Origin of the sequence: Pseudomonas neuropathica (assembly GCF_051174785.1) — a bacterium.
Classification (GTDB): Bacteria; Pseudomonadota; Gammaproteobacteria; order Pseudomonadales; family Pseudomonadaceae; genus Aquipseudomonas; species Aquipseudomonas neuropathica_A.
Genome location: NZ_CP195111.1, coordinates 713,054 through 735,588, shown reverse-complemented (window position 1 = coordinate 735,588; position 22,535 = coordinate 713,054). Strand labels below are relative to the sequence as shown.

The window sequence follows — 22,535 nt, the reverse complement described above, 5'->3', positions numbered from 1 at the left end:
TGTATAACATAAAATTCGTTTCATTCTGTTTCTACCAGCGTTAGAGCAAAACGCTGGCAGCGACCTTCACATTTCAGCGCATGGAAATTTTGCAATGCCTGCCCGTTCCCACCCCCTGCAACGACGCCTCAATCCGTTGGCCGCCGCGCTGCTTTTTGCGTCGCCGGTGTTCGCCGCCGATACCCTCGAACTGCAACCGCAAGTCATCACCGGCAATCCGCTCGGCAGCCAGACACTTGCTTCGCCATCGACTGTGCTCAGTGGCGATGACCTCACGTTTCAACAAAAGGGTAGCCTTGGCGAAACCCTGAACAAGCAACCCGGCGTGTCCTCGTCGTACTTCGGTCCGGGGGCCAGCCGGCCGATCATTCGCGGTCAGGACGGTGATCGCATCCGTATTCTGCGCAACGGTGTCGGCGCGCTGGATGCCTCGTCGCTGTCTTACGATCACGCGGTGCCGCTGGACCCGGTCAACGTCGAACGCGTGGAAGTCATCCGTGGCCCGGCGGCGCTGCTGTACGGCGGCAGTGCCATTGGCGGCGTGGTCAACACCTTCGATAACCGCATTCCGACCGAAGCTATTGAAGGTATCCAGGGCGCTGGGGAGTTGCGCTACGGCGGTGCCGACACCACGCGTAGCAGCGCCGGCAAACTGGAGGCCGGTAACGGACAATTCGCCTTGCATCTGGACGCTAGCGCCCGCGAGTTCAATGACCTGAAAATCCCCGGTTACGCGAAAACCGCTCGCGAACGCGCAAACGACGACGGCGACTCAAAAAAGCATCGCCTGGCCAACAGCGATGGTCGCCAGGATGGAGGCGCGGTCGGCGGGTCTTACACCTGGGATGATGGATACGCCGGCCTGTCCTACAGCAACTACGATTCCAACTACGGCTCGCCCGCGGAACAAGACGTGCGCATCCGCATGCAACAGGAGCACTACGCGTTCGCCTCGGAGATCCGTAATCTCGACGGGCCGTTCAGTTCGATCAAACTGGATGCCGGTTACACCGATTACGAACATCGTGAAATCGAAGGCGGCGAGGTCGGCACGACGTTCAAGAACAAAGGTTACGAGGCGCGTGTCGAGGCGCGGCACCAGCCATTGGGGCCGTTCAACGGGGTGGTCGGTGCGCAGGTCAGCCGCAACGAGTTCTCGGCCCTCGGCGAAGAAGCGTTCGTGCCGCAGACCGATACCGATGCCGCTGCGCTGTTCATTCTTGAAGAGTTGCAAGCCACCGACCGACTGCTGTTCACCCTGGGTGGACGCCTTGAGCACACCACAGTTGACCCGGACGCCAAGGGTAATGAGCGCTTCGCCAACGCCGACCGCTCCAGCAGTTTCACCGCTGGCAGTCTTTCCTCTGGCGCGGTGTACACGCTGACGCCGATCTGGTCGGTGGCCGCGACGCTGGGCTACACCGAGCGCGCACCGACGTTCTATGAGCTGTACGCCAACGGTGCCCACGTCGCGACCGGTACCTATGAGGTCGGCGATGCCGGGCTGTCGAAGGAAAAGGCCGTGTCCAGCGACCTCGCATTGCGTTTCGATAACGGCACGCACAAGGGCAGTGTGGGTGTGTTCTACAGCCACTTCTCCAATTACATCGGCTTGCTCGGCACGGGCCGGACGTTGAATGACGAAGGCGAGGAGGACGCCGACGGCATCCCGGAATACACCTACTCCGGCGTGCGGGCACGTTTCAGCGGCATTGAAGCGCAGGATCGCTGGAGCCTCGGCGAAAGTGCCTACGGCAAATTTGCCCTGGAACTGTCCGGCGACTACACCCGCGCGAAGAATCTCGACACCGGTGAAGACTTGCCACGCATCGCGCCGCTGCGGCTGAACAGCGGGCTGCTGTGGGAACTGGACAAGTGGCAGGCGCGCATTGATGTCGAACACGCCAGTTCACAACATCGCGTGCCGGACAATGAAAGCGCCACCGACGGCTACACCACGCTGGGCGCCAATGTCGCGTATCACTTCGATGTCGGCCAGAGCCAATGGCTGGCCTTCGTCAATGCCGAGAATCTGACCAATCAAACCGTGCGTTATGCCAGTTCGATCCTGCGCGACATTGCGCCGGCAGAAGGGCGCAGCATTCAGGTCGGGTTGCGCACGACGTTCTGATAATCGCTTTCGGACGATTGCCACTGTAGGAGCTGCCGCAGGCTGAGATCTTTTGATCTCTATTTTAAAAGCCAAAGATCGTCCGATCGCGGCCCCGAGCCTGCGGCAGCTCCTGCACGGGCGTGATCAGGTGGATTGGGCCGTGTCGTCCTCCGGCACGTCGTCAAGAATGTCCTCTTGCCCCGGCAACTCAGTAATCACACTGAAATCCGTCACTTCAACCGCACCCAATCCATACCCCAGCAAATGGAAAGAAAACGCTTTGCGCTCTTGCGGGTTGTCGAAGCTGAAGTTCATTTCCAGTGGCTGGTCGGCGGTTGCCACCATCTCCTGTGGCAAACCGATCTGCACGTCCTGTTCAAACTCCTTGGCCTTGAGTTGAATGTACGCCGCTTGTTGCGGATCGACTGAACGCACGGTCAGGCGCACGCGAGTGTGCGAACCTTTGGGCATTTCCAGGTATTGCGCTCCGATCAAGTTGTCGGCCCAGTCATCGTTGATCTGCGCTTGCAGCGGGATGACGTTGGTGCTGCCGAATTGATAGCGATGATTGAGCGGTGTGCGCAGCAACGAAAGGTCGAGGGCATTGGCGCGGGCGGCGATCTGCCGGGCCGGGTGGCCGCTGTAGTTGCCTTTGTACGTGGCGCTGTCGGCGATGAAACCGGCGCTTTCGTAATAGCGGCAGCGACGTGGCATGTCGCACTCGGAGAAGATCCCCTGACCGTTGTGATAGCGCAGCTTGCCGTTGGTGAAAGACATGATTTCGCGGCCGCTGTCGTAGTCGCGAAACAGCGAGCGACCGCTCAGGGCGGAAGGCACCGGCAAGTCGAAGTAATCGAGAATCGAGGTACTCAGATCGACGTGGCCATACACGCCTTTGTTCAGCCGTGGCAGTTGTTCATGTTCCGGCGCCAGGGTCAGATTGAAGCCCCACGAAGAGGCCAGGCGCACGCCGTCGATGCCGTGGGATTCGTCCGAGGTGATCACCACCAGCGTGTCTTTCAATACGCCCTGACGTTCGAGGCCGTTGAGAAACTGCTCCAGTGCATCGTCGAGATAACCGACGGCCGCCTGTTTTGGCGTTTCGTAGCGCTCCAGGTATTCCTCGGGCGCGGAGTAGGGCTGATGGGTGCCGACGGTCAGCAGCGTCAGCATCCACGGCTGTTTCTGCTTTTTCAGTTGGCCGACATAGTCCAGCGCGCCTTCGAAAAACGCCTTGTCATCCTTGCCCCACGGAAACTCCAGATAGTTGCTGTTGGTGAACCACTCCAGACCGTGCGTCGCATCGAAACCGATGTGCGGCATGATCTTGTCTTTGGCCATGAAGCGCAGGCCGGCACCTTGCAGATAGTGCGTGCTGAAGCCGTGTTCACGCAGTTGCGCCGGCAGGCACGCCTGATTGCGCTCGTTGAGGGTGAGCATTTCTACGCCCTTGGGCGTGCCGTTGTTGAGTTTGTCGTAGTCGCCGCAAAGCATCGCGTACAAACCGCGAATGGTCTGATGGGTATGCAGCACGTAATCCGGGGTGTTCATGCCGCGCTCGGCCCAACGGCTGAGGTTGGGCATCAGGTCTTCCTGATAGTGGCTGCCGATGGCCTCGCGGTTGGCGCGGATATAGGCGCCGGGAATACCTTCCAGGGCGATGACCAGCACATTGCGCGCTTGTCCCGGTGCGGCCAGCAGTTTCTGCCCATTGAGGTCGACGTCGGTGAGCCCGGCCATGGCCGGCGCGGGTTCTTCAACGTCACCGTCCAGCCATTCTTCGGCCTGGATCTGCAAATCGGCGACTTCGGTGGCCAGCAACTGGTGCGGCAGGTTGTACTGGCGCCACGGATCGGCTTCGCTCGGCCACAGGTTTTGCGCGCCCCAGTGCGCGGCGAACAGTACCAGCGGCGCACCCCAGACCGCTCGGGGCAGGGGCGGACGCGGCATGCCACGGCCAGCAAATTGGGACAGCAGCCAGAACAGCAGGGCCAACAACAAAGTGATGCCCAGCCCCGGGTGCGCCAGCCCGCCACCTGTGGAGTTCTCGACGAACTGCGGATCGATCAGATAATGAATATCCGAAGGCGTCGGCAGACGCCCGACGGCGCTGACCAGTTCAGCGGTCGCCACGGCCAGCAAGCCCCAGAACAGCAATACCGGCAAGGCCAGCCACCACGCCCGGCGATGCAGCAACACCACCAACAGGCTGCCAATGGCCAGGTCCGACACATAGCCCAGGGGCGTTGACCAGCCCAGTGCCGCACGCAGGCACACCGGCACAATCAGCACGAGCAAGATCAACGAAAAGAGGCGGGCATGCGGCTGCCGCAACCGGCTAAAAAGAGCGCTCACAAAAAAGACCTTCCAAAGTCATCAAAACGTCAAAAAAGTGTGGGCGATGATACCAAGGGTGGGCTGTCTGATCGCCCTTTTAAACGCTCGGGTGATGCGCTGGCGTGCGGGCTAATCAAGGTGACGGTGCGTCTGCAGGCCTGACCGGCCCTCGTGTTGCACGGCAATTGACGATATTGCTGCCGACGGATTTATTGTTTCAGGCTGTTTAAGGTGCCAAACCATCACCGGCATCCAATGTAGGAGCTGCGGGACGCTGCGATCTTTTTTAAATCTCACAATCCAGAAGCCTGCAGCCTGATTTCGCTCAACAACCCGTGCTATCGATATGCGATAAAGATATTTAATTTCTGTTTTTTATAGCGATAAAGTCAGGCCTTTCAGCAAACCACCCCCATGCTGCGAGGTTGTCATGGCCACACCGTTCAAACGTTCCGCACTGACTCTGTTGGCCGCTTCTGTGGCCGCGAGTGCGTTGTTCAGCACCGGCGCTCAGGCTGAAGGCAAGATCAGCATCGCCCAGCAATTCGGCATCGGTTACCTGATTCTCGATGTGGTGCGCGACCAGAGCCTCATCGAAAAACACGGTAGGGAGCAGGGGCTCGACATCAAGGTCGACTGGAACAGCATTTCCGGCGCCACCGCGATGAACGAAGCACTGCTGACCGGTTCGCTCGATGTAGTGTCTGCCGGTGTACCGCCGATGCTCACCGTGTGGGATCGCACCAAAGGCAAACAGAACGTCAAAGCCATCGCCGCACTGGGCTCGATGCCCAACTATTTGCTGACCAACAACCCGAACATCAAAACGCTCAAGGACTTCACCGACAAGGACCGGATTGCTGTGCCGGCCGCCGGTGTCGGCTTCCAGTCGCGCACCTTGCAGATCGAAACCGCCAAGCAGTTCGGCGACGCGCAGTACAAGAAGTTCGACGACATTTCAGTCAGCCTGCCGCACCCCGATGCCACAGCCGCGCTGATTGCTGGCGGCTCGGAAATCAACTCGCACTTTTCCAGCCCGCCGTTCCAGTACCAGGCCCTGCAGAATCCCAACGTGCACAAAGTGCTGAGTTCCTATGACGTGCTCGGTGGGCAGGCGACGTTCAACGTGCTGTACACCACGGAAAAATTCCACGACGAAAACCCGAAAACCTACAAGGCGTTCTACGACGCTTTGGCCGAGGCCGAAAAAATCATCAAGGCTGATAAGCCGGCAGCGGCTCAGGCGTATATTCGTGTCGAACAGTCGAAGTTGCCGCTGGCCCTGGTCGAGCAAATCGTCAAAGACCCGGAAATCGATTTCACCGTGGTGCCGCAACGTACGTTCATCTACGCCGAGAAGTTGCAGGAACTGGGCGTGCTGAAGAACAAGGCTGACAGCTGGAAGGATTATTTCTTTGAAGAGGCACATGGTGGCGCGGGGAGTTGAAGAACAGGGGGCAACGTGTGTTGCCCCTTTTTTCATTCAAGCTTCGCCATCATCAAAAATGCTTTCGATCGGCATCTCGAACGCCCGGGCAATCTGAAACGCCAATGGCAGGCTCGGGTCGTAGCGTTCGTTTTCGATGGCGTTGATGGTCTGGCGCGACACGTTCAGGCGTTGTGCCAGGTCGACCTGCGACCATTTGCGCTCGGCGCGCAATTCCTTGAGACGGTTTTTCATTGGTAGCGGCGTCGCGCAATTTGCAGGCCGACAATCCACATCAGCCCCATCACCGGCCACACACACGTCCACGGAATGTGCGGAGCGCCGACGTTTTCCAGAAAACCGTAGCTGAAGGTCAGCAGTGCTGAGGCGGCAAAGGCAAAACCCAAAGCTTCGAACTGAATGCGCAGATGCATTTCGTCCATGCGCCGCATGTTGCGCACGATGGCCCAGCACATCAGTCCCGCCGGAATGATCGGCGTCAGTGCGACGGCCGAACGCAGCACGATGGGGGCGTCCATCAGGTATTGCGAGGCAATCAATGAGGCTGTCAGTACCAGCATGTAGATGATTAATGCTGCGCCCAATTCGAGGTAATACCGGTTCATTCTTCACTTCCTATGTAAAAGACCCTTTACATAGTCGCCGAAGACTTGTCCGATGTAAAGCATGCTTTCCATCATGGCTGGTAGCCTCGAATAGACTCATGCCGGAGGATTTTCGCGTAGGTCTGCAGCTAAGGGTCACGCTTTCTGGACAGCGTAATAACCACTCAGTAGCATTCGAGCCCAACGGATTATCCCTTCGCACGTCGTCCGACGTGGAACGCTCAAGGAATTGACATGCGCGACACCCGCATTGACCAAAAACGAACGGTCGTGACCCAGGTCAACGGCGAGATTCACTATGAAACCCAGGTCAGTTTCAGCTCCACGTCGCTCGTCAATGGCGAAATTCGCGTGCATCGTGCTGAAGGCAATCAGCTAGACATTCCGGTGGCCGGGGCGGACTTCGCTTGGCGCATTGATCTGGACGGGGTGCATAGAATGCCGGTGACAAAGGCAGCGGTTGAACCGGAGGAACCGCTGCCTGTCGATAACAGCTTGAAGTTATTCACCTCGAAAAACGTATGGATCACCCTCGGGCTGTGGTTCTTCGTCAGTTCGGTGTTCGGTTGGCTGGGGATTGTGGCGGCAGGCGGATATCTCGGTTACCAGTGGCGTGAGGTGGAAAAGCGCAAGGAACAGGCCAAGGCAACCGTCGTTGAAGCCGTGCCCCGTTCCGGCTCGCGGATGTCACGGGAAAGCGTGCGCAGGGCTTTGGCTCGCAATCGTTAATTCGGCACAGATCAAAAACAAAAAAGGGGCGGCCTGATCATCGATCAGGCCGCCCCTTTTTATCGCCGCTCAGTCAGATCAGTGCATTTTGCTGTGATCGTGACCTTCCATGTTGGTCAGCGCGCGAACCGGCGCTTTCACTTCGATGGTCTCTCTCTCGCCCTTGGCGTTTTCCACGGTCAGGGTCAGCGGCACGGCTTCGCCTTCTTTCAACTGACCGGTCAGACCCATCAGCATCACGTGGTAGCCGTTCGGATCAAGCTTGACGGCTTTGCCGGCCGGCAGCTCGACGAACTTCACCGGGCCCATGCTCATGACATCATTTTTCATGGTCATTTCGTGGATCTGCACGTCTTTGGCCGCTGGCGTCGCGACGCTGAGCAACTTGCTGTCGCTATCGGCGGTCAGGGTCATGAACGCGCCGCTGGCGGACTGGGTCGGCACGGTGGCACGAACCCAGGCGTCGTCGACTTTGGTCGCTGCGGTCGCCTGGAATGCCAGACCCAGCAGAGAAAGACCGATGACAGCGCGTTTGATGTGGTTCAGAACAGGTTGCATCAGCAAACCTCCATAACAGTAAGCAAATCTTCCGTGCATTGTTCTGCCGAAAGCGAGGTGGACAGACCCAGGCGCAAGCCGCCGTTGGAGTCGTAAACGTAGCTGGTGGCGGTGTGCGAGATGGTGTACGTGTCGCCGGCCGGGACTTTTTCGTAGAACACGTCGAATTCCTTGGCCGTGGCTGCCGTTTCCTCGAGCGTGCCGTACAGCGCAACGAAGGTCGGGTCGAAAGCCTTCATGTAGGCGTCGAGGATTTCCGGGGTGTCGCGCTCGGGATCGAGGCTGATGAAGATCACCTGCAAGCGATCGCCATCGGCGCCCATCAGTTTCTTGATTTTTGCTGCGCGGGCGAGGGTGGTCGGGCAGACCGCCGGGCACTGGGTGAAACCGAAGAAGACCATCGGCATCATGCCGCGAAAGCTCGACAGCGTCATGGTTTCGCCGTCGGTGTTCTTCAGTTTGAAGGTGCGCCCCATGATCTTGTTACTCAGATCCTTGCCGTACTTGTACGACAGTTGGCCGCGGGTGTCGCAGCCGGCGAGCAGGCCTAGCCCGAGCACGCCCATTCCCGCAAGCACCTTGCGGCGAGTCAACAAAGCCGTCATCTAATACCGCCTTTTGCAGCCCGTCAGTCAGCAGGACTGGCGGGGGGTTAACCGTAAAAGCGGCGCATGATACCAAACTGAGGGCAGAGGCCGGCCACGGATCGCCACACGGTGCAGGATCGAGCGACAAAAGGTGTAAGAAAAAGTGACGGCAGCCTCACTGCACGCGCGATTCTTCAACGCTCCAGCCACCGCCCAGCGCGGTGTACAGATTGACCTCAGCGACCAGTTGCGCCAGGCGATCAGTGATCAGGCCTTGCTGCGAACTGAACAGCGAACGCTGCGCATCGAGGAACGTCAGGCTGCTGTCGACGCCATTCTGATAACGGTTCTGCGCCAAGTTGTAGTAGGTCTGCGTGGCCTCGACCAGATCGCGTTGCGCCTGCAATTGCTGCTGATACGTACTGCGCGCGGCGAGGCCGTCGGCGACTTCCTGAAAGGCGGTCTGAATGGATTTTTCGTATTCGGCCACTGCCACATCTTTCTGCAGCTTTGAATAATCCAGGCTGGCGCGCAGGCTGCCGGCATTGAAAATCGGCAGACTGATCTGCGGCTGAAAGGTCCACGCCCCGGAACCGGCGCCGAACAAACCGGAAAGGTCTCGACTGGAGGTGCCGGCATTCGCCGTCAGGCTGACGCTGGGGAAAAACGCCGCGCGCGCTGCGCCGATATTGGCGTTGGCCGCTTTCAGTTTGTACTCCGCCTGAAGAATGTCCGGACGCCGTTGCAGTAGATCCGATGGCAGCCCGGCCGGCAGTTGTTGCACCAGATCGCTGGCCAGCGGTCGAGCGGGCAGTGAGTCCGGCACCGGTGCGCCGACCAGCAAGGTCAGGCTGTTCAGGTCCTGAGCGACCTGACGCTGATAACGCGCCAGATTGGCCCGAGAGCTATCGACGCTGGTCTTCGCTTGCGCCTGTTCCAGCGCCGAAGACTTGCCGGCCTCGCGGTTGCGCGTGGTCAGGTGCAGGCTCTGTTCATCGGCGGCGAGGGTCTCGCGAGTGAGAACCAGCAGCTCCTGATCGGCGCGCCAGGTCAGGTAGGCGTTGGCGACGTTGGCCACCAGACTCAGCTCGGCACTGCGTCGCGCTTGTTCAGTCGCAAGCCAGGTCTGCAAGGCCTCCTCGCTGAGGCTGCGCACGCGACCGAAGAAGTCCAGCTCATAAGCGCTGATGCCGAGGTTGACCGAGTACGTCGAGTTGATCAGCGCTTTGCCTTGGGTCACGCTCGGCGGCATGCGCTGGCGCAGCTCATTGGCATTGGCCGACACCGCCGGCAGCAGGTCGGCGCGCTGGATGCGGTATTGCGCCTGGAACGCCTCAACGTTGAGTGCCGCCACGCGCAGGTCACGGTTGTTAACCAGTGCGCTTTCAATCAGTTGTTGCAACGCCGGATCAGTGAACAGCGTGCGCCAGTCCTCGCTGCCCGTTGCTGCCTGTGTCGCTGTCGGATACTGCGCAGCGGTGGGTGAAGCGGGGCGCTGATACTCGGGAATCAATGAACAACCGCCCATAAGCACCGCTATGGACAGCAGGGAAAGTCGCAACGTCAACATCGTACTGCCTCATGCAAAAAAAGAGCGTTTTGCTCAGGCCCCGGCCATCCATTTCGCCAGACCATGCCGACCACTGACCCCGAGTTTGGCCGTGGCGCGTTTCAGGTACGTCTCGATCGAACTGTTCTTGACCCGCAGCTTTTCGGCCATTTGCGGCACGGTGCCGCCGGTCAACAAACCGAGGCAGACTTCTTTCTCGCGCACCGACAAAGCGATGTCGCTTAACGCCAGCCGCTCATCGAACACCTGCGCCAGCGGCGCCTGATCCAGCTCGGCCAAGGGTTGGCGTGGTTGCCGGGCGAGGATTTGCCGGCTGATCTGCGCATGGCGTTCGATCAGCGGCAGCAAGGTGTCGGACAGGCGCTTGAGAAACGACAGCTCGGGCAGGGAAAACACCCGCTGGGTATGCGGTCGGTAAAACGAAATGACGCAACGGCGGTTGGAGGTGCGCGAGACCAGATTGCATTGATGGACGCTGTGTTGCGGGTGGCGAGGCTGGAGCGAGGCTTTCAGTTGAATCAGCAGCGAGTCGTTCATCTCGATCATCTTCTGCAACAGCGGATGATCGTCGGGGCTTTCCAGCGGGTCGGCCGGTGCACAGGTCGGCGTCAGACCGGCACTGCCCAACGGCTTGATCTCGACCACGCTGGCCTGCCGCTCATCCAGCGTCCACTCGCTGAGATCCAGGCGGTTGACCGGCACCAGCGTGTCGACCAACTGGAACATGTTCGTGGCAAAGTGATCATTGCCCGTGCTTGCAATCAGCTCACCCAGTTGCCAGTAGAAGTGCGGGTTTTCCATATTGCGAATACTGCCGGTCAGATTCATATCCTTGTCATCCCTGGTTCAGAACCTTCACTGAATCGTCTGCCGTTTATGCAAAAGCCGCCCACGCCGTCCTTTCTCCTTGAACACGATCTGGAGCGGGATTTAAGCCTATGGATTTGTCCTACGTCTGTAGGGGAAAACAGGGACACAAAGTGCCACTATTTCTGAATGTTGGCGCCGGGGTTCTGACGGCATAAATGTCAGAAGTGTCGTCATCAGTGACTGTTCAGTCACGCCGCAGGCCCGGTAAACCGGAAGATGCTGATTTTTTGATAGGCAGCGCTCGAGCAAATGGCGGCGCTGGTGTGTGGTTTTTTTCCTACAAACTTTTCAGTCTTTCCTCTCCGAATTTTTAGACAGTGCCTGCGATAACCACGCCCATAGCGCATATCAGGGTGGTGATTGTCCGGGTTTCAGGTGTCATGTCGGTGGCGGGGCCGATGCTTGAATACCGGCAAAATTTCATGAGAAGGACCTTATGCAGCCTACTTCTGCCAACGTGGCGGACGATGTGTCCGTGCCTGTCGAAACATTCGCGCTGACCGCTGCCCAGCGGGATATCTGGCTGGACCAACTGAGCCGTGGAGATTCGCCGCTGTATAACATTGGCGGTTACGTCGAACTGAGCGGGCCGCTGGATCCGGCATTGCTGCAATCGGCGCTTGAATCTCTGGTGGCAGCGAATGATGCCTTGCGCATTGTTCTGCTCTCGGACGTTGGTCACGATGGGCTGCCGTTGCAAGGGTTTGCTCAGGCGCTGCCGGTGGTGATGTCGCTGCACGATGTCAGTGGCCAACCTGATCCACAGTCGGCAGCCCGGACGCTGGTCGAAGCGCAGATGGCGCAGGCCTTTGTGTTGAGCGGGCAAGCGTTGTTCCGCTTCAGCCTGATCCGCCTCGACCACCAGCGCCACTGGTTGGCGGCGCAGGCCCATCACTTGATCATCGATGGCTGGGCTTTCGCGCTGCTGTTCAAGTCGGTGGGCGAGATCTACAGCGCGTTGTACCGTGGCGAGCGACTATTTACGGCGGCACCGTCCTATCTCGGCTTTATCGAAGATGACGCACGCTACCATCAATCACCTCGCTATGAGCGTGATCAACGCTACTGGCTGGACAAGTACCGCCGCTTGCCCGAGCCCTTGTTGACGCCCCGTCATCGTGAATCCCTCGACGCTGAAGCAGCGCCAGGTCGCATCCACGTCGAGGCTTTTCCAGCCGTGCTGCACGAGCGCATGAAAGACTGCGCGCGACAATTCGGTGGCTCGGCGTTTCACGTGTTGCTGGCGGCACTGCATGTGTATTTCAGTCGCACCGCCCAACGTGACGAGTGGGTGGTCGGCTTGCCGATTCTCAATCGCTCCGGCGCCCGGTTCAAAAGCACTTTGGGTTTGTTCACCCAGGTCAGTGCAATGCGCATGGACTTTGGCCGAGCGTTGTCATTCGCTGAGTTGATCAAGGCAATCGGCGATAGCCTGAAGCAGGATTTTCGCCATCAACGCTACCCGCTGAGCGAGATGAACCGCGCGCTGGGCCTGTTGCGTGAAGACCGTGCGCAACTGTTCGAGCTGTCGGTGTCCTACGAACAGGACGACCATGACTACCGTTACGGTGAGGCGTCGGGACACGCGGTCAAGGTCTCCAACCAGCACGAGGCGACTCCGCTGGCCCTTCACCTGCGCAGCAATCGTTACACCGACAAGGCCTGGTTGCATCTGGTGTACTCGCCGGGCTATTTCGCGGTCGATGAGATTGCGGCTTTCACCGAGCGCTTGTTGTTGATTCTGCAGCAAGGCCTGGAGCGTCCGCAGCTGTCCATCGCTGATTTCAACCTCAATAGCCCGGCAGAACTGGCTCTGCTCAATGAGTGGAACGACACCCGCGTCAATTATCCGCAGGCGCAGCTGATTCATCAGCGATTCGAGTCGCGGGTGACCGAACAGCCGAACGCCGTGGTCGCGACGTATCAGGGGCGAACCCTGAGTTATGCCGAACTGAATCGGCAAGCCAATGCGCTGGCTCATCATCTACTGGGCCTAGGCGTAAGGCCGGATGATCGGGTGGCGATTGTTGCGCGAAGGGGCCTGGAGACATTGGTCGGGCTGCTGGCGATTCTCAAGGCTGGCGCCGCTTATGTGCCGATTGACCCGGCGCATCCGCCCGAGCGCCTGAGTTATCTGCTCAGCGACAGCACTCCGGTGGCGCTGCTGACGCAAAGCGATCTGCGTGACCGAATTCCCGCCACAGCGCTGCCGGTGATCGAGCTTGATCGGCGCGAATGGTCGCTCGACAACTTGACCGATCCCGACCTGCCGGAGTTGCACACGAGCAACCTTGCTTATGTGATTTACACCTCCGGCTCAACCGGGTTGCCTAAGGGCGTGATGGTCGAGCACCGCACGCTTGGCAATCTGGTCGATTGGCATTGCGCGGCGTTTGGACTCGGCGCCGGGCAGCACACCTCAAGCCTCGCCGGCTTCGGTTTTGACGCGATGGCCTGGGAAGTTTGGCCGGCATTGTGCGCCGGGGCAACGCTGCATTTGTCGCCTGCAAGCGAAGGCAACGAAGACATCGATGCACTACTCGCATGGTGGCGGGCGCAGCCGCTGGACGTCAGCTTCCTGCCAACGCCAATTGCCGAATATGCCTTCAGCAAACAACTCGATCATCCGACCTTGCGCACCTTGCTGATCGGCGGCGATCGCCTGCGCCAGTTCAATCGTGCGCAGGGGTTTGCCGTGGTCAACAACTACGGGCCGACCGAAGCGACGGTGGTCGCCACCTCGGGGCTGATCACTCCGGGACAGCCGTTGCACATCGGCAAACCCGTGAGCAATGCCACCGCCTACCTGCTCGATGATCGGCAGCGCCCGGTGCCGATCGGCATCATTGGCGAGCTGTATGTCGGTGGCGCCGGGGTCGCTCGGGGTTATCTGAATCGCCCGGAGCTGACGGCCGAACGCTTCCTCGACGACCCGTTCAGTGCGCAGCCGGATGCGCGTATGTACCGCACCGGCGACCTTGCCCGTTGGCGTGCCGACGGCAACCTTGAGTACATCGGCCGTAACGATGATCAGGTGAAAGTCCGCGGTGTGCGTGTCGAGCTGGGCGAAATCGAAGCCGCTCTCGCCAGTCATCACGCGGTGCAGGAAGCCGTGGTGCTGGTGCGCGACGGCCAGCTGTTGGCGTGGTTCACCGAGCGTGAAGCGCTGGACATCCTGCAACTGCACGCGCACCTGACCTCGCGTTTGCCAGCCGCCATGCTGCCGGCCGCATACATTCAATTGGCGAGTTTGCCGCTGACGGCGAACGGCAAGCTTGATCGCCAAGCGTTGCCGGCACCGGGGCCGGAAGCATTGATCCGGCGGCAATACGAGGCGCCACAAGGTGACGTTGAAATCGCCCTGGCGCAGATCTGGGCCGAGGTTTTGCAGGTCGACCGGGTAGGGCGTCACGACCATTTCTTCGAGCTGGGCGGCCACTCTTTGCTGGCCGTAGGCCTGATCGAACGCATGCGCCAGATTGGCATGAGCAGCGATGTTCGCGTGCTGTTCAGCCAACCGACACTGGCGGCGCTGGCGGCGGCGGAGGGCAGCGGCCGCGAAGTCGAGGTACCGGCCAACCGCATTGCGTCCGATTGCACGCACATCACGCCTGACCTGCTGCCACTGGTGCAACTGGATCAGGCGATGATCGAGCGTATCGTCGCGACGGTGCCGGGCGGTGCCGCCAATGTGCAGGACATCTACCCGTTGGCACCGTTGCAGGAAGGCATTCTCTATCACCACATTACTGCTGCGCAGGGCGATCCGTACCTGCTGCAATCGCTGCTGGCATTCGACAGCCTCGAGCGGGTCGAGGCCTTCGCCGCTGCGCTGCGTCAGGTCATGGCGCGGCACGACATCCTGCGCACGGCGGTGGTCTGGGAGGGGCTGACGTCACCGGTTCAGGTCGTTTGGCGCGAGGCCATTTTGCCTGTGCAGGAAGTCGAACTTGATCCTGCTGGCGGCGCAATCATCGATCAGTTGCACCAGCGCTTCGACGCGCGGCGTTATCGCCTCGATGTCAGTCAGGCGCCGCTGCTGCGCCTGATGTATGCCCGAGACCCGGCGCATAATCGGGTGGTCGGCATCTTGTTGTTCCATCATTTGGCGATGGATCACATTGCGCTGGAGGCGATGCGCGAAGAAATTCACGCCAGCCTGTCCGGGCACAGCGAACCGCTGGCGGCACCGGTGCCGTACCGCAACTATGTGGCGCAGACGCGATTCGGCGTCAGCGAGCAGGAGCATGAAGCGTTCTTCCGGCAGATGCTCGGCGACATCGACGAGCCGACCTTGCCGTTCGCTTTGCAGAACGTAAAAGGCGACGGCAGCAACATCGAAGAAGCCGAGCAAACCCTGGCCAGCGATTTCTATCAGCGCTTGCAGCAGCAGGCGCGTCAGGCCGGCGTGAGTGTCGCCAGCCTGATCCACCTCGCCTGGGCGCAAGTATTGGCGGCGACATCCGGCCAGCAAAGTGTCGTATTCGGCACTGTGTTGATGGGGCGCATGCAGGGCGGCGCGGGTGCCGACCGGGCGTTGGGGGTGTTTATCAACACCTTGCCGCTGCGGGTCGATGTCGGCGAGGGCGCGCGTGCAGCGGTGAAATCCACCCATGCCCGCCTGACCGCTTTGCTCGCCCATGAACACGCCTCGTTGGCGCTGGCCCAGAGGTGCAGCGGCGTTGCTGCGCCGGCGCCACTGTTCAGCGCCTTGCTCAACTATCGGCACAGCGATGATGTCGAGCAAAAAACCTCCCGGCAAACCTGGCAGGGCATCGAAACCCTGGCCAACGAGGAACGCACCAATTACCCGTTTACCCTGAGCGTCGATGACCTCGGCACGGGCTTGCGTCTGACCACCCGAACCCTGTCGAGCATCGGCGCGCAACGGATTTGCGCTTATGTGCAATCTGCGTTGAAAGGCTTGGTCGAGGCGCTGGAAAACACGCCGCAGCAGCCGTTGAATCGCCTGCCGCTGTTGCCGCAGGAAGAGTTGCAGCGGTTGCTGATCGAGTTCAACACAACAGCAGTCGACTGCCCGCTGGACCAGCCGCTTCACACACTGTTCGAACAACAGGTGAAGCGCAAACCGAATGCCATCGCCGTGCAATTCGCCGGGCAAAGCCTGACCTATCGCGAGTTGAACGAGCAGGCCAACCGCTTGGCCCATCATCTGCGCGGACTGGGCGTACAACCGGATTCGCGGGTCGCGATCTGCGTCGAGCGCGGGCCTGAATTGGTGATCGGTCTGCTGGGCATTCTCAAGGCTGGCGGTGCTTATGTGCCGCTCGATCCGGATTATCCGCTGCAACGCCTGAATTACATGTTGCAGGACAGCGCGCCGGTCGCGCTGCTGGTGCATGCCGCAACGCGTGATCTGCTTGGTGAACAGGGCGTGCCGCTGATCGATCTCGATCTCGGTGCATGGCAGGACCAACCGCACGAGAATCCGCAGGTGCCAGGTCTCGGCGCGACAAATCTGGCCTACATGATCTACACCTCTGGCTCCACCGGCACACCCAAAGGCGTGATGATCGAACACCGTAGCGCCTGCAACATGGTGCACTGGGGCTCGCAGTTGTCGCCGCCCACGGAACATGGGGCGTTGCTGCAAAAGGCCCCGTACAGTTTCGACAGTTCGGTGTGGGAGATCTTCTGGCCGCTGTGCTCGGGCATGCGCCTGGTGCTGGCGCGGGCGGATGGCAATCGCGATTCGGCCTATGTGACGCAAGTGATCCGCGAACAGAACATTACGGTGGTCAAGTTCGTGCCGGCGTTGTTGCAGCAGTTCATCGAGCAGGGTGATGTCAGCCAGTGCACCAGCCTTACTGACGTGCTCAACGGTGGCGGCGAGTTGACCGTCGCATTGGCCCGGCAAGTGCGCGAGCGGCTGCCGTGGGTGCGCCTGCATAACGTCTACGGGCCGACCGAAACCACGGTCGACAGCAGTGGCTGGACGCTGCAACCCGGCGAGCCGGTGCCGCAAACACTGGTGCCGATCGGCAAGGCGCTGAGCAACACGCGCCTGTATGTCCTCGATGCCAGCGATCAATCCGTGCCGCTTGGCGTCAGTGGTCATCTGCACATTGGTGGAGTGGGCGTGGCGCGTGGGTATCTGGGCCTGCCGCAATTGCAGGCCGAACGCTTTATCGACAGTCCGTTCGTGGCCGGTGATCGCTTGTATCGCACCGGGGATCTGGTGCGTTACGGCGCTGACGGCAATCTCGAGTTTCTCGGTCGCAACGACTTTCAGGTCAAGCTGCGCGGGGTGCGCCTTGAGCTGGGCGAGATCGAAGCGCGGCTGCTGGAACATCCGGCGATTCGTGAAGCGGTGGTGCTGGTACGCGATGAGCGACTGGTGGCGTATTACAGCGTGCGCGCCGAGCACGCTGCGCCCACGCTTGAAGCGTTGCGCGCGCATGTTTTGGCGCGATTGCCGGAGTTCATGGTGCCCGCTGCCTACGTGATGTTGGCGGCATTGCCGTTGACGCCCAACGACAAAATCGACCGCAAGGCGTTGCCGGAGCCGGGAGCAGAGGCGCTGCTCAGTCGTCCTTACGCGGCCCCCGAAGGCGACGTGGAAAGTGCCTTGGCGCAGATCTGGGCGCAGGTGCTCAAGGTCGAGCAGGTGGGGCGCCACGACAACTTCTTCGAGCTGGGCGGGCATTCGTTGCTGGCGGTCAGTCTGGTTGCGCGCATGCGTCTGGCTGGGCTGCATGTTGATGCGCGCACGCTGTTCAGCCAGCCGACGCTGGCCGCGCTGGCGGCGCAGACCTCGCGGCAGGCCAAGCACGTCGAGATCGCCCAGACCACCATCCCGAACCTCAACCGCAAGCGCCGTCTCTGACTACCGGACACAAAACCTGTGGGAGCGAGCCTGCTCGCGAAAGCGGTGTATCAGTCGCCATCAACATTGACTGAACCAGCGTATTCGCGAGCAAGCTCGCTCCCACAGGGGGCTTGCGGTGCTCAAGCCGGCGGCTTGTCCCCGCTTCCCATGTCAGACAGCCACGCCCCGATGTTTTAGTTTTTCCAGGCTGCGCGCCGCGTGCACGGACTTGCTGCTGCGCGCTCCTTTTTTCCGCATTTACAGCAGGTTACCTCATGCATTTCAGCGAACTGATGGCTGTCATTTCCACCCATGCGATCCGCCTTCAACAGGAAGATGAAGACCTGGTCATTCTGGGCAGCGACGACGCGCTGGATGATGCCTTGTGGGACAGCCTCTCGGCGCACAAGGCGCAACTGCTGGAGCTGGTCGCCCAACATGGCGGCGACTGGCTGAGCCCGGCCTTTCGCATCACCCCGGACATGCTGCCGCTGGTGACGCTGAATCAGGACACCCTTGACCGCATCGTTGCCACGGTGCCGGGTGGCGCTGCCAACGTGCAGGACATTTATCCGTTATCCGCGTTGCAGGAGGGCATGCTCTATCACCATCTCTCGGCTGCTGCCGGTGACCCTTACATCTCGCAGGCGCGCTTCGTGTTCGACAGCCCGCAACGGCTGGACGCTTTCGCCGACGCGCTGCGTTGGGTGGTCAAACGTCACGATATTCTGCGCACCTCGTTCGTTTGGGAATACCTCGACGAGGCGGTGCAAGTGGTCTGGCGCGAGGCGCCGCTGGTGTGTGAAGAAGTCAGTGTCGACAGCGGCGCCGATGTGCTGACGCAACTGCTCGAACGCCACGACCCGCAGCACTTCCGTCTCGACATGCAGCAAGCGCCGTTGCTGCGTCTGGTCTATGCGCAGGATCCCGCTCAGGGCCGCGTGGTCGCACTGTTGCTGTTTCATCACATGATCATGGATCACGTGGCGCTGGACGTACTGCGTCGGGAAATTCAGGCCTGCCTGCTCGGGCAGACCGCGCAAGTGGCCGCGCCGGTGCCGTATCGCGATCACTTGGCCAAGGCGCGCAGTGCCGGCAATGAACCGGCGCAGGAAGCGTTTTTCCGCGACATGCTCGCCGACATCGACGAGCCGACGCTGCCATGTGGCTTGCAGGATGTGCAGGGCGATGGCCACGCCATCGAGGAAGCCACGCTGATGCTCGACAGCCGCTTGAGCCGGCAGTTGCGCGAGCAGGCGCGGCAGCTCGGCGTGAGCGTCGCGAGCCTGACGCATCTGGCCCTGGCGCGGGTACTGGGGCAATTGTCCGGGCGCACGGCAGTAGTATTCGGCACGGTCCTGCTGGGGCGGATGGACGCGGGCGAGGGCGGCGAGCAGGCGTTGGGCATGTTCATCAACACCTTGCCGCTGCGCGTTGATGTCGGTGAGCAAAGCGTGCGTGCCGGCGTGTTGGCGACCCACCGGCGCCTGACCGCGTTGTTGGCCCACGAGCAAGCCTCGTTGGCTTTGGCGCAACGCTGCAGCGCCGTCGCGGTGCCGACGCCGCTGTTCAGCGCGATCCTCAACTACCGACACAGCAGCGTCGAAGAAGTCGCGGACGAGGTCGATATTGCCCCCGGTGTGCAGGTGCTCGGCGCCCGCGAGCGCACCAATTATCCGCTGACCATCAACATCGACGACCTAGGTGCGGACTTGCGCATCACCGCGCTGGCGGATCCGGCATTGGGCGCCGAGCGCATGGCGGCTTATCTGAATACGGCGCTGGAGAGTCTGGCTGCTGCCCTGCAATCCAGCGCCGATGTGGCGCTGCAAGAGCTGAAAATCCTCCCCGCCAGCGAACGCGAACACCTGCTGCACGGCCGCAATTTGCCGCTGTCGCAGTTCCCCGACACCCCGCTGATCCACCAGCAATTCGAAGCCCATGCACAGGCCCGCCCGGACGCCACGGCGCTGATCTTCGAAGGGCAGACGCTCAGCTACGGCGAACTCAATCGTCGCGCCAATCAGGTCGCCCACCATTTGCTGGCGCTGAACATTCGCCCTGACGACCGTGTCGCCATCTGCGTCGAACGCGGCCCGCAAATGCTCATCGGCCTGCTGGGTGTACTCAAGGCGGGCGCCGGTTACGTACCGATCGATCCGGCCTATCCGCTGGACAGAATCAGCTTCACCTTGCAGGACAGCGCCCCGGTGGCGCTGCTGATGCAGGCAGCGACCCGCGATCGCGTGGCCGATCTCGACGTGCCGCACATTGACCTCGACAGCGCTCACCTCACGGCCGAACTCGACAGCAATCCGCAGATCCCCGAGCTGCGCCCGGCGCATCTGGCGTACGTGATCTACACCTCCGGCTCCACCGGTCTGCCCAAAGGCGTGATGGTCGAGCATCGCAACGTGGCGCGGCTGTTTTCTGCCACCCACGACTGGTTCCAGTTCAACCAGCAAGACATCGGGGTGCTGTTCCATTCCTTCGCATTCGACTTCTCGGTCTGGGAAATCTGGGGCGCGCTGGCGTTCGGCGGGCAATTGCTGCTGGTCCCGCAAACTGTCAGCCGCTCGCCGGACGACTGCTATGCATTGCTCTGCGAAACCGGGGTGACCGTGCTCAATCAGACGCCGAGCGCATTCCGCCAACTGATCGCCGCGCAGGGTCGCGGCACGTTGCAGCACTCCTTGCGCGAAGTGATCTTCGGTGGCGAAGCATTGGAACCGGGCCTGCTCAAACCGTGGTACGCGCGGGTCGGCAATGCCGGCACACGACTGGTGAACATGTATGGCATCACCGAAACCACGGTGCACGTGACTTATCGACCACTGCAAGCCGCCGACGCACAGTTGGTCGGCGTCAGCCCGATTGGCGTGCGCATTCCCGACCTGCAACTGTATGTCCTCGATGCGCAGCGCGAACCGGTCCCCGTCGGCGTAATTGGCGAGTTGTACGTCGGTGGCGCGGGTGTGGCGCGCGGTTATCTGAATCGCGAAGCACTGACTGCCGAGCGTTTTATCAATGATTCATTCGGCGACAACGCAGAGGCGCGGTTGTATAAAACCGGTGATCTCGCGCGCTGGGCCGCCGATGGCAGCCTCGAATACCTGGGGCGCAATGACGACCAGGTGAAGATTCGCGGTTTCCGCATCGAACTGGGCGAAATCGAAGCGCGCCTGTGCGCTTGCGCGGGTGTGCGCGAAGCCGTAGTCATCGCCCGTGAGGACAGCCCCGGCGATCAGCGTCTGGTTGCCTATTGGCTGGCGGAGGAAAGCGCCGCGCCTGATGTGGCGCAATTGCGTGATCATCTGTTGGCGGGGTTGGCTGACTACATGGTGCCGAGTGCCTTCGTGCGCCTGGAGACCTTCCCGCTGACCACCAACGGCAAGCTCGACCGCAAAGCCCTGCCGGCACCGGACAGCGAGGCATTCGCCCGGCGTGGTTTCGAAGCGCCGGTCGGAGCTGTCGAGCATCTGATCGCCGGTCTCTGGCAGACATTGCTCGGTGTCGAGCAGGTCGGTCGCCACGACAATTTCTTTGAACTCGGTGGTCATTCGCTATTGGCGGTGAAGCTGATCGAACGCATGCGCCAACAGGATCTGCACTGTGACGTGCGCGTACTGTTCGGCCAGCCGAGCGTGGCAGCGCTGGCGGCGACCTTGAGCAGCGAACGCGCCATTGTCGTTCCCGACAACCTGATCGAGCCGGGTTGCACGCGCATTACTCCGGCGATGCTGCCGCTGGCCAATCTCGATCAAACCGCCATCGACCGTGTCGTTGAAACGGTGCCGGGCGGCATCGCCAATGTGCAGGACATCTATGCGTTGGCCCCGTTGCAGGCGGGGATTCTCTATCACCATCTGGCCACCAGCGTCGGTGATCCGTATGTGTTGCAGGCGCAATTCGCTTTCGACGGTCTGGCGCAGATCAAAGACTTCGTCCGTGCCTTGAATGGTGTGATCGAGCGCCATGACATTCTGCGTACCGGCATTGTCTGGGAAGGGTTGGAAGAGGCGGTGCAAGTGGTCTGGCGTAAGGCGCCACTGGCGCTGGAGCGCGTTGATGCCGATGAACTCGACGGCGACGTGCTGGAGCAGATGCAGGCGCGTTTCGATCCACGTCACTATCGTCTGGACCTCAATCGCGCGCCGCTGATGCGCTTTGTCTACACCGAAGATCAGTCGCACAACCGCTGGATCGGCATTCTCCTGATGCACCATATCGTCCTCGATCACACCGCACTTGAAGTGCTGGTCGCGGAAATGAACGACGTCATGCTGGGCCGAAGCAGCGACCTGCCGCCGCCGGTGCAATACCGCCACTTTGTCGCGCAGGCGCGGCTCGGTGCTGATGATCAGGCCCACGAAGCGTTCTTCCGCGAGATGCTCGCCGACATCGACGAGCCAACCGTGGCTTTCGGTCTGCAGGACGTGCACGGCAACGGCAGCGCCATCCTCGACAGCCAATCAGAACTGGACGCGGGCCTCGGCCAACGTCTGCGCGAGCAGGCGCGGCGCCTGGGTGTCAGCGTGGCGAGTCTGGTGCATCAGGCCTGGGCTCAGGTGTTGGCGCAGGTGTCCGGCCAGCAAGACGTGGTGTTCGGCACCGTATTGCTCGGACGCATGCAAGGTGGGGAGGGCGCTGATCGGGCGCTGGGCATGTTCATCAACACCTTGCCGTTACGCGTCAGCGTCGGTACGGATTCGGTAGAGAGCGGCGTGCGTGCGACCCATGCACGCCTGGCGCAGTTGCTCGGCCATGAGCAAGCCTCGCTGGCGCTGGCCCAGCGTTGCAGCGCTGTCGTCGGCTCGCAGGCGCTGTTCAGCACTTTGCTCAACTACCGCCACAGTGCGCCCGAGTCGGCCGCCGTAGCGTGGGATGGCG

At 61.0% G+C, this 22,535-nt stretch carries 13 protein-coding genes (1 of these 13 cut by a window edge); 6 read left to right on the top strand and 7 right to left on the bottom strand.

The features are described 5' to 3' along the window. The first annotated feature begins 94 nt into the window (after nt 1-94). A complete protein-coding gene (locus ACRRSD_RS03315) occupies nt 95-2,131 on the top strand; it encodes a TonB-dependent receptor (RefSeq protein ID WP_435037107.1) in 2,037 nt (678 codons plus the stop codon). 126 nt (nt 2,132-2,257) lie between these two features. On the opposite strand, the gene ACRRSD_RS03310 is transcribed toward ACRRSD_RS03315, so the two are convergent. Then, nucleotides 2,258-4,468: an LTA synthase family protein gene (locus tag ACRRSD_RS03310; protein WP_435037106.1), complete on the bottom strand. Its 2,211-nt coding sequence runs from the start codon at nt 4,466-4,468 to the stop codon at nt 2,258-2,260. Between ACRRSD_RS03310 and ACRRSD_RS03305 the strand changes: the two genes are divergently transcribed. Together ACRRSD_RS03305 and ACRRSD_RS03300 are read left to right on the top strand one after the other, a co-directional pair. Next, complete coding sequence (locus ACRRSD_RS03305; RefSeq protein WP_435038572.1) at nt 4,433-4,612, top strand: hypothetical protein; 180 nt, start codon at nt 4,433-4,435, stop codon at nt 4,610-4,612. The genes ACRRSD_RS03310 and ACRRSD_RS03305 overlap by 36 nt on opposite strands. 268 nt (nt 4,613-4,880) lie before the next feature. Further along, nucleotides 4,881-5,897, top strand: coding sequence for an ABC transporter substrate-binding protein (locus tag ACRRSD_RS03300; RefSeq protein WP_435037105.1), 1,017 nt, complete (start codon nt 4,881-4,883; stop codon nt 5,895-5,897). A 36-nt stretch (nt 5,898-5,933) separates the two neighbouring features. On the opposite strand, the gene ACRRSD_RS03295 is transcribed toward ACRRSD_RS03300, so the two are convergent. Both ACRRSD_RS03295 and ACRRSD_RS03290 read right to left on the bottom strand, forming a co-directional pair. Further along, the gene (locus ACRRSD_RS03295; RefSeq protein WP_435037104.1) at nt 5,934-6,131 is read right to left on the bottom strand and encodes a helix-turn-helix transcriptional regulator; all 198 of its coding nucleotides are present in this window, start codon (nt 6,129-6,131) and stop codon (nt 5,934-5,936) included. Next, entirely contained in the window at nt 6,128-6,502 is a 375-nt protein-coding gene (locus tag ACRRSD_RS03290) for a hypothetical protein (protein WP_102899169.1), read from the bottom strand. The genes ACRRSD_RS03295 and ACRRSD_RS03290 overlap by 4 nt, the downstream gene beginning before the upstream one ends. Nucleotides 6,503-6,736: 234 nt before the next feature. On the opposite strand from ACRRSD_RS03290, the gene ACRRSD_RS03285 reads away from it, so the two are divergent. Next, nucleotides 6,737-7,231 (top strand): hypothetical protein, encoded by a 495-nt coding sequence (locus ACRRSD_RS03285; protein ID WP_435037103.1) that lies wholly within the window; start codon nt 6,737-6,739, stop codon nt 7,229-7,231. A gap of 78 nt (nt 7,232-7,309) precedes the next feature. Here the strand turns inward: ACRRSD_RS03285 and ACRRSD_RS03280 are convergent, their stop codons facing one another. From ACRRSD_RS03280 to ACRRSD_RS03265, 4 genes are all read right to left on the bottom strand, one after another. Further along, nucleotides 7,310-7,789: a copper chaperone PCu(A)C gene (locus ACRRSD_RS03280; RefSeq protein ID WP_435037102.1), complete on the bottom strand. Its 480-nt coding sequence runs from the start codon at nt 7,787-7,789 to the stop codon at nt 7,310-7,312. Continuing rightward, nucleotides 7,789-8,394, bottom strand: a complete 606-nt coding sequence (locus tag ACRRSD_RS03275) for an SCO family protein (protein ID WP_008079652.1) — start codon at nt 8,392-8,394, stop codon at nt 7,789-7,791. The genes ACRRSD_RS03280 and ACRRSD_RS03275 overlap by 1 nt, the downstream gene beginning before the upstream one ends. A gap of 157 nt (nt 8,395-8,551) precedes the next feature. Continuing rightward, entirely contained in the window at nt 8,552-9,946 is a 1,395-nt protein-coding gene (locus ACRRSD_RS03270; RefSeq protein ID WP_435037101.1) for an efflux transporter outer membrane subunit, read from the bottom strand. Nucleotides 9,947-9,979: 33 nt separating this feature from the next. Continuing rightward, nucleotides 9,980-10,774, bottom strand: coding sequence for a helix-turn-helix transcriptional regulator (locus tag ACRRSD_RS03265; RefSeq protein WP_435037100.1), 795 nt, complete (start codon nt 10,772-10,774; stop codon nt 9,980-9,982). A gap of 478 nt (nt 10,775-11,252) precedes the next feature. Here ACRRSD_RS03265 and ACRRSD_RS03260 point away from each other — a divergent pair, with 478 nt between their 5' ends. Next, the gene (locus ACRRSD_RS03260) at nt 11,253-17,663 is read left to right on the top strand and encodes an amino acid adenylation domain-containing protein (protein WP_435037099.1); all 6,411 of its coding nucleotides are present in this window, start codon (nt 11,253-11,255) and stop codon (nt 17,661-17,663) included. Between the two features lie 257 nt (nt 17,664-17,920). Further along, nucleotides 17,921-22,535 carry the 5' portion of an amino acid adenylation domain-containing protein gene (locus ACRRSD_RS03255; protein ID WP_435037098.1) on the top strand. Its footprint extends 8,402 nt past the window's final position, so 4,615 of the gene's 13,017 nt are visible here — the first part of the coding sequence; the start codon lies at nt 17,921-17,923; its stop codon lies beyond the right edge, outside the window.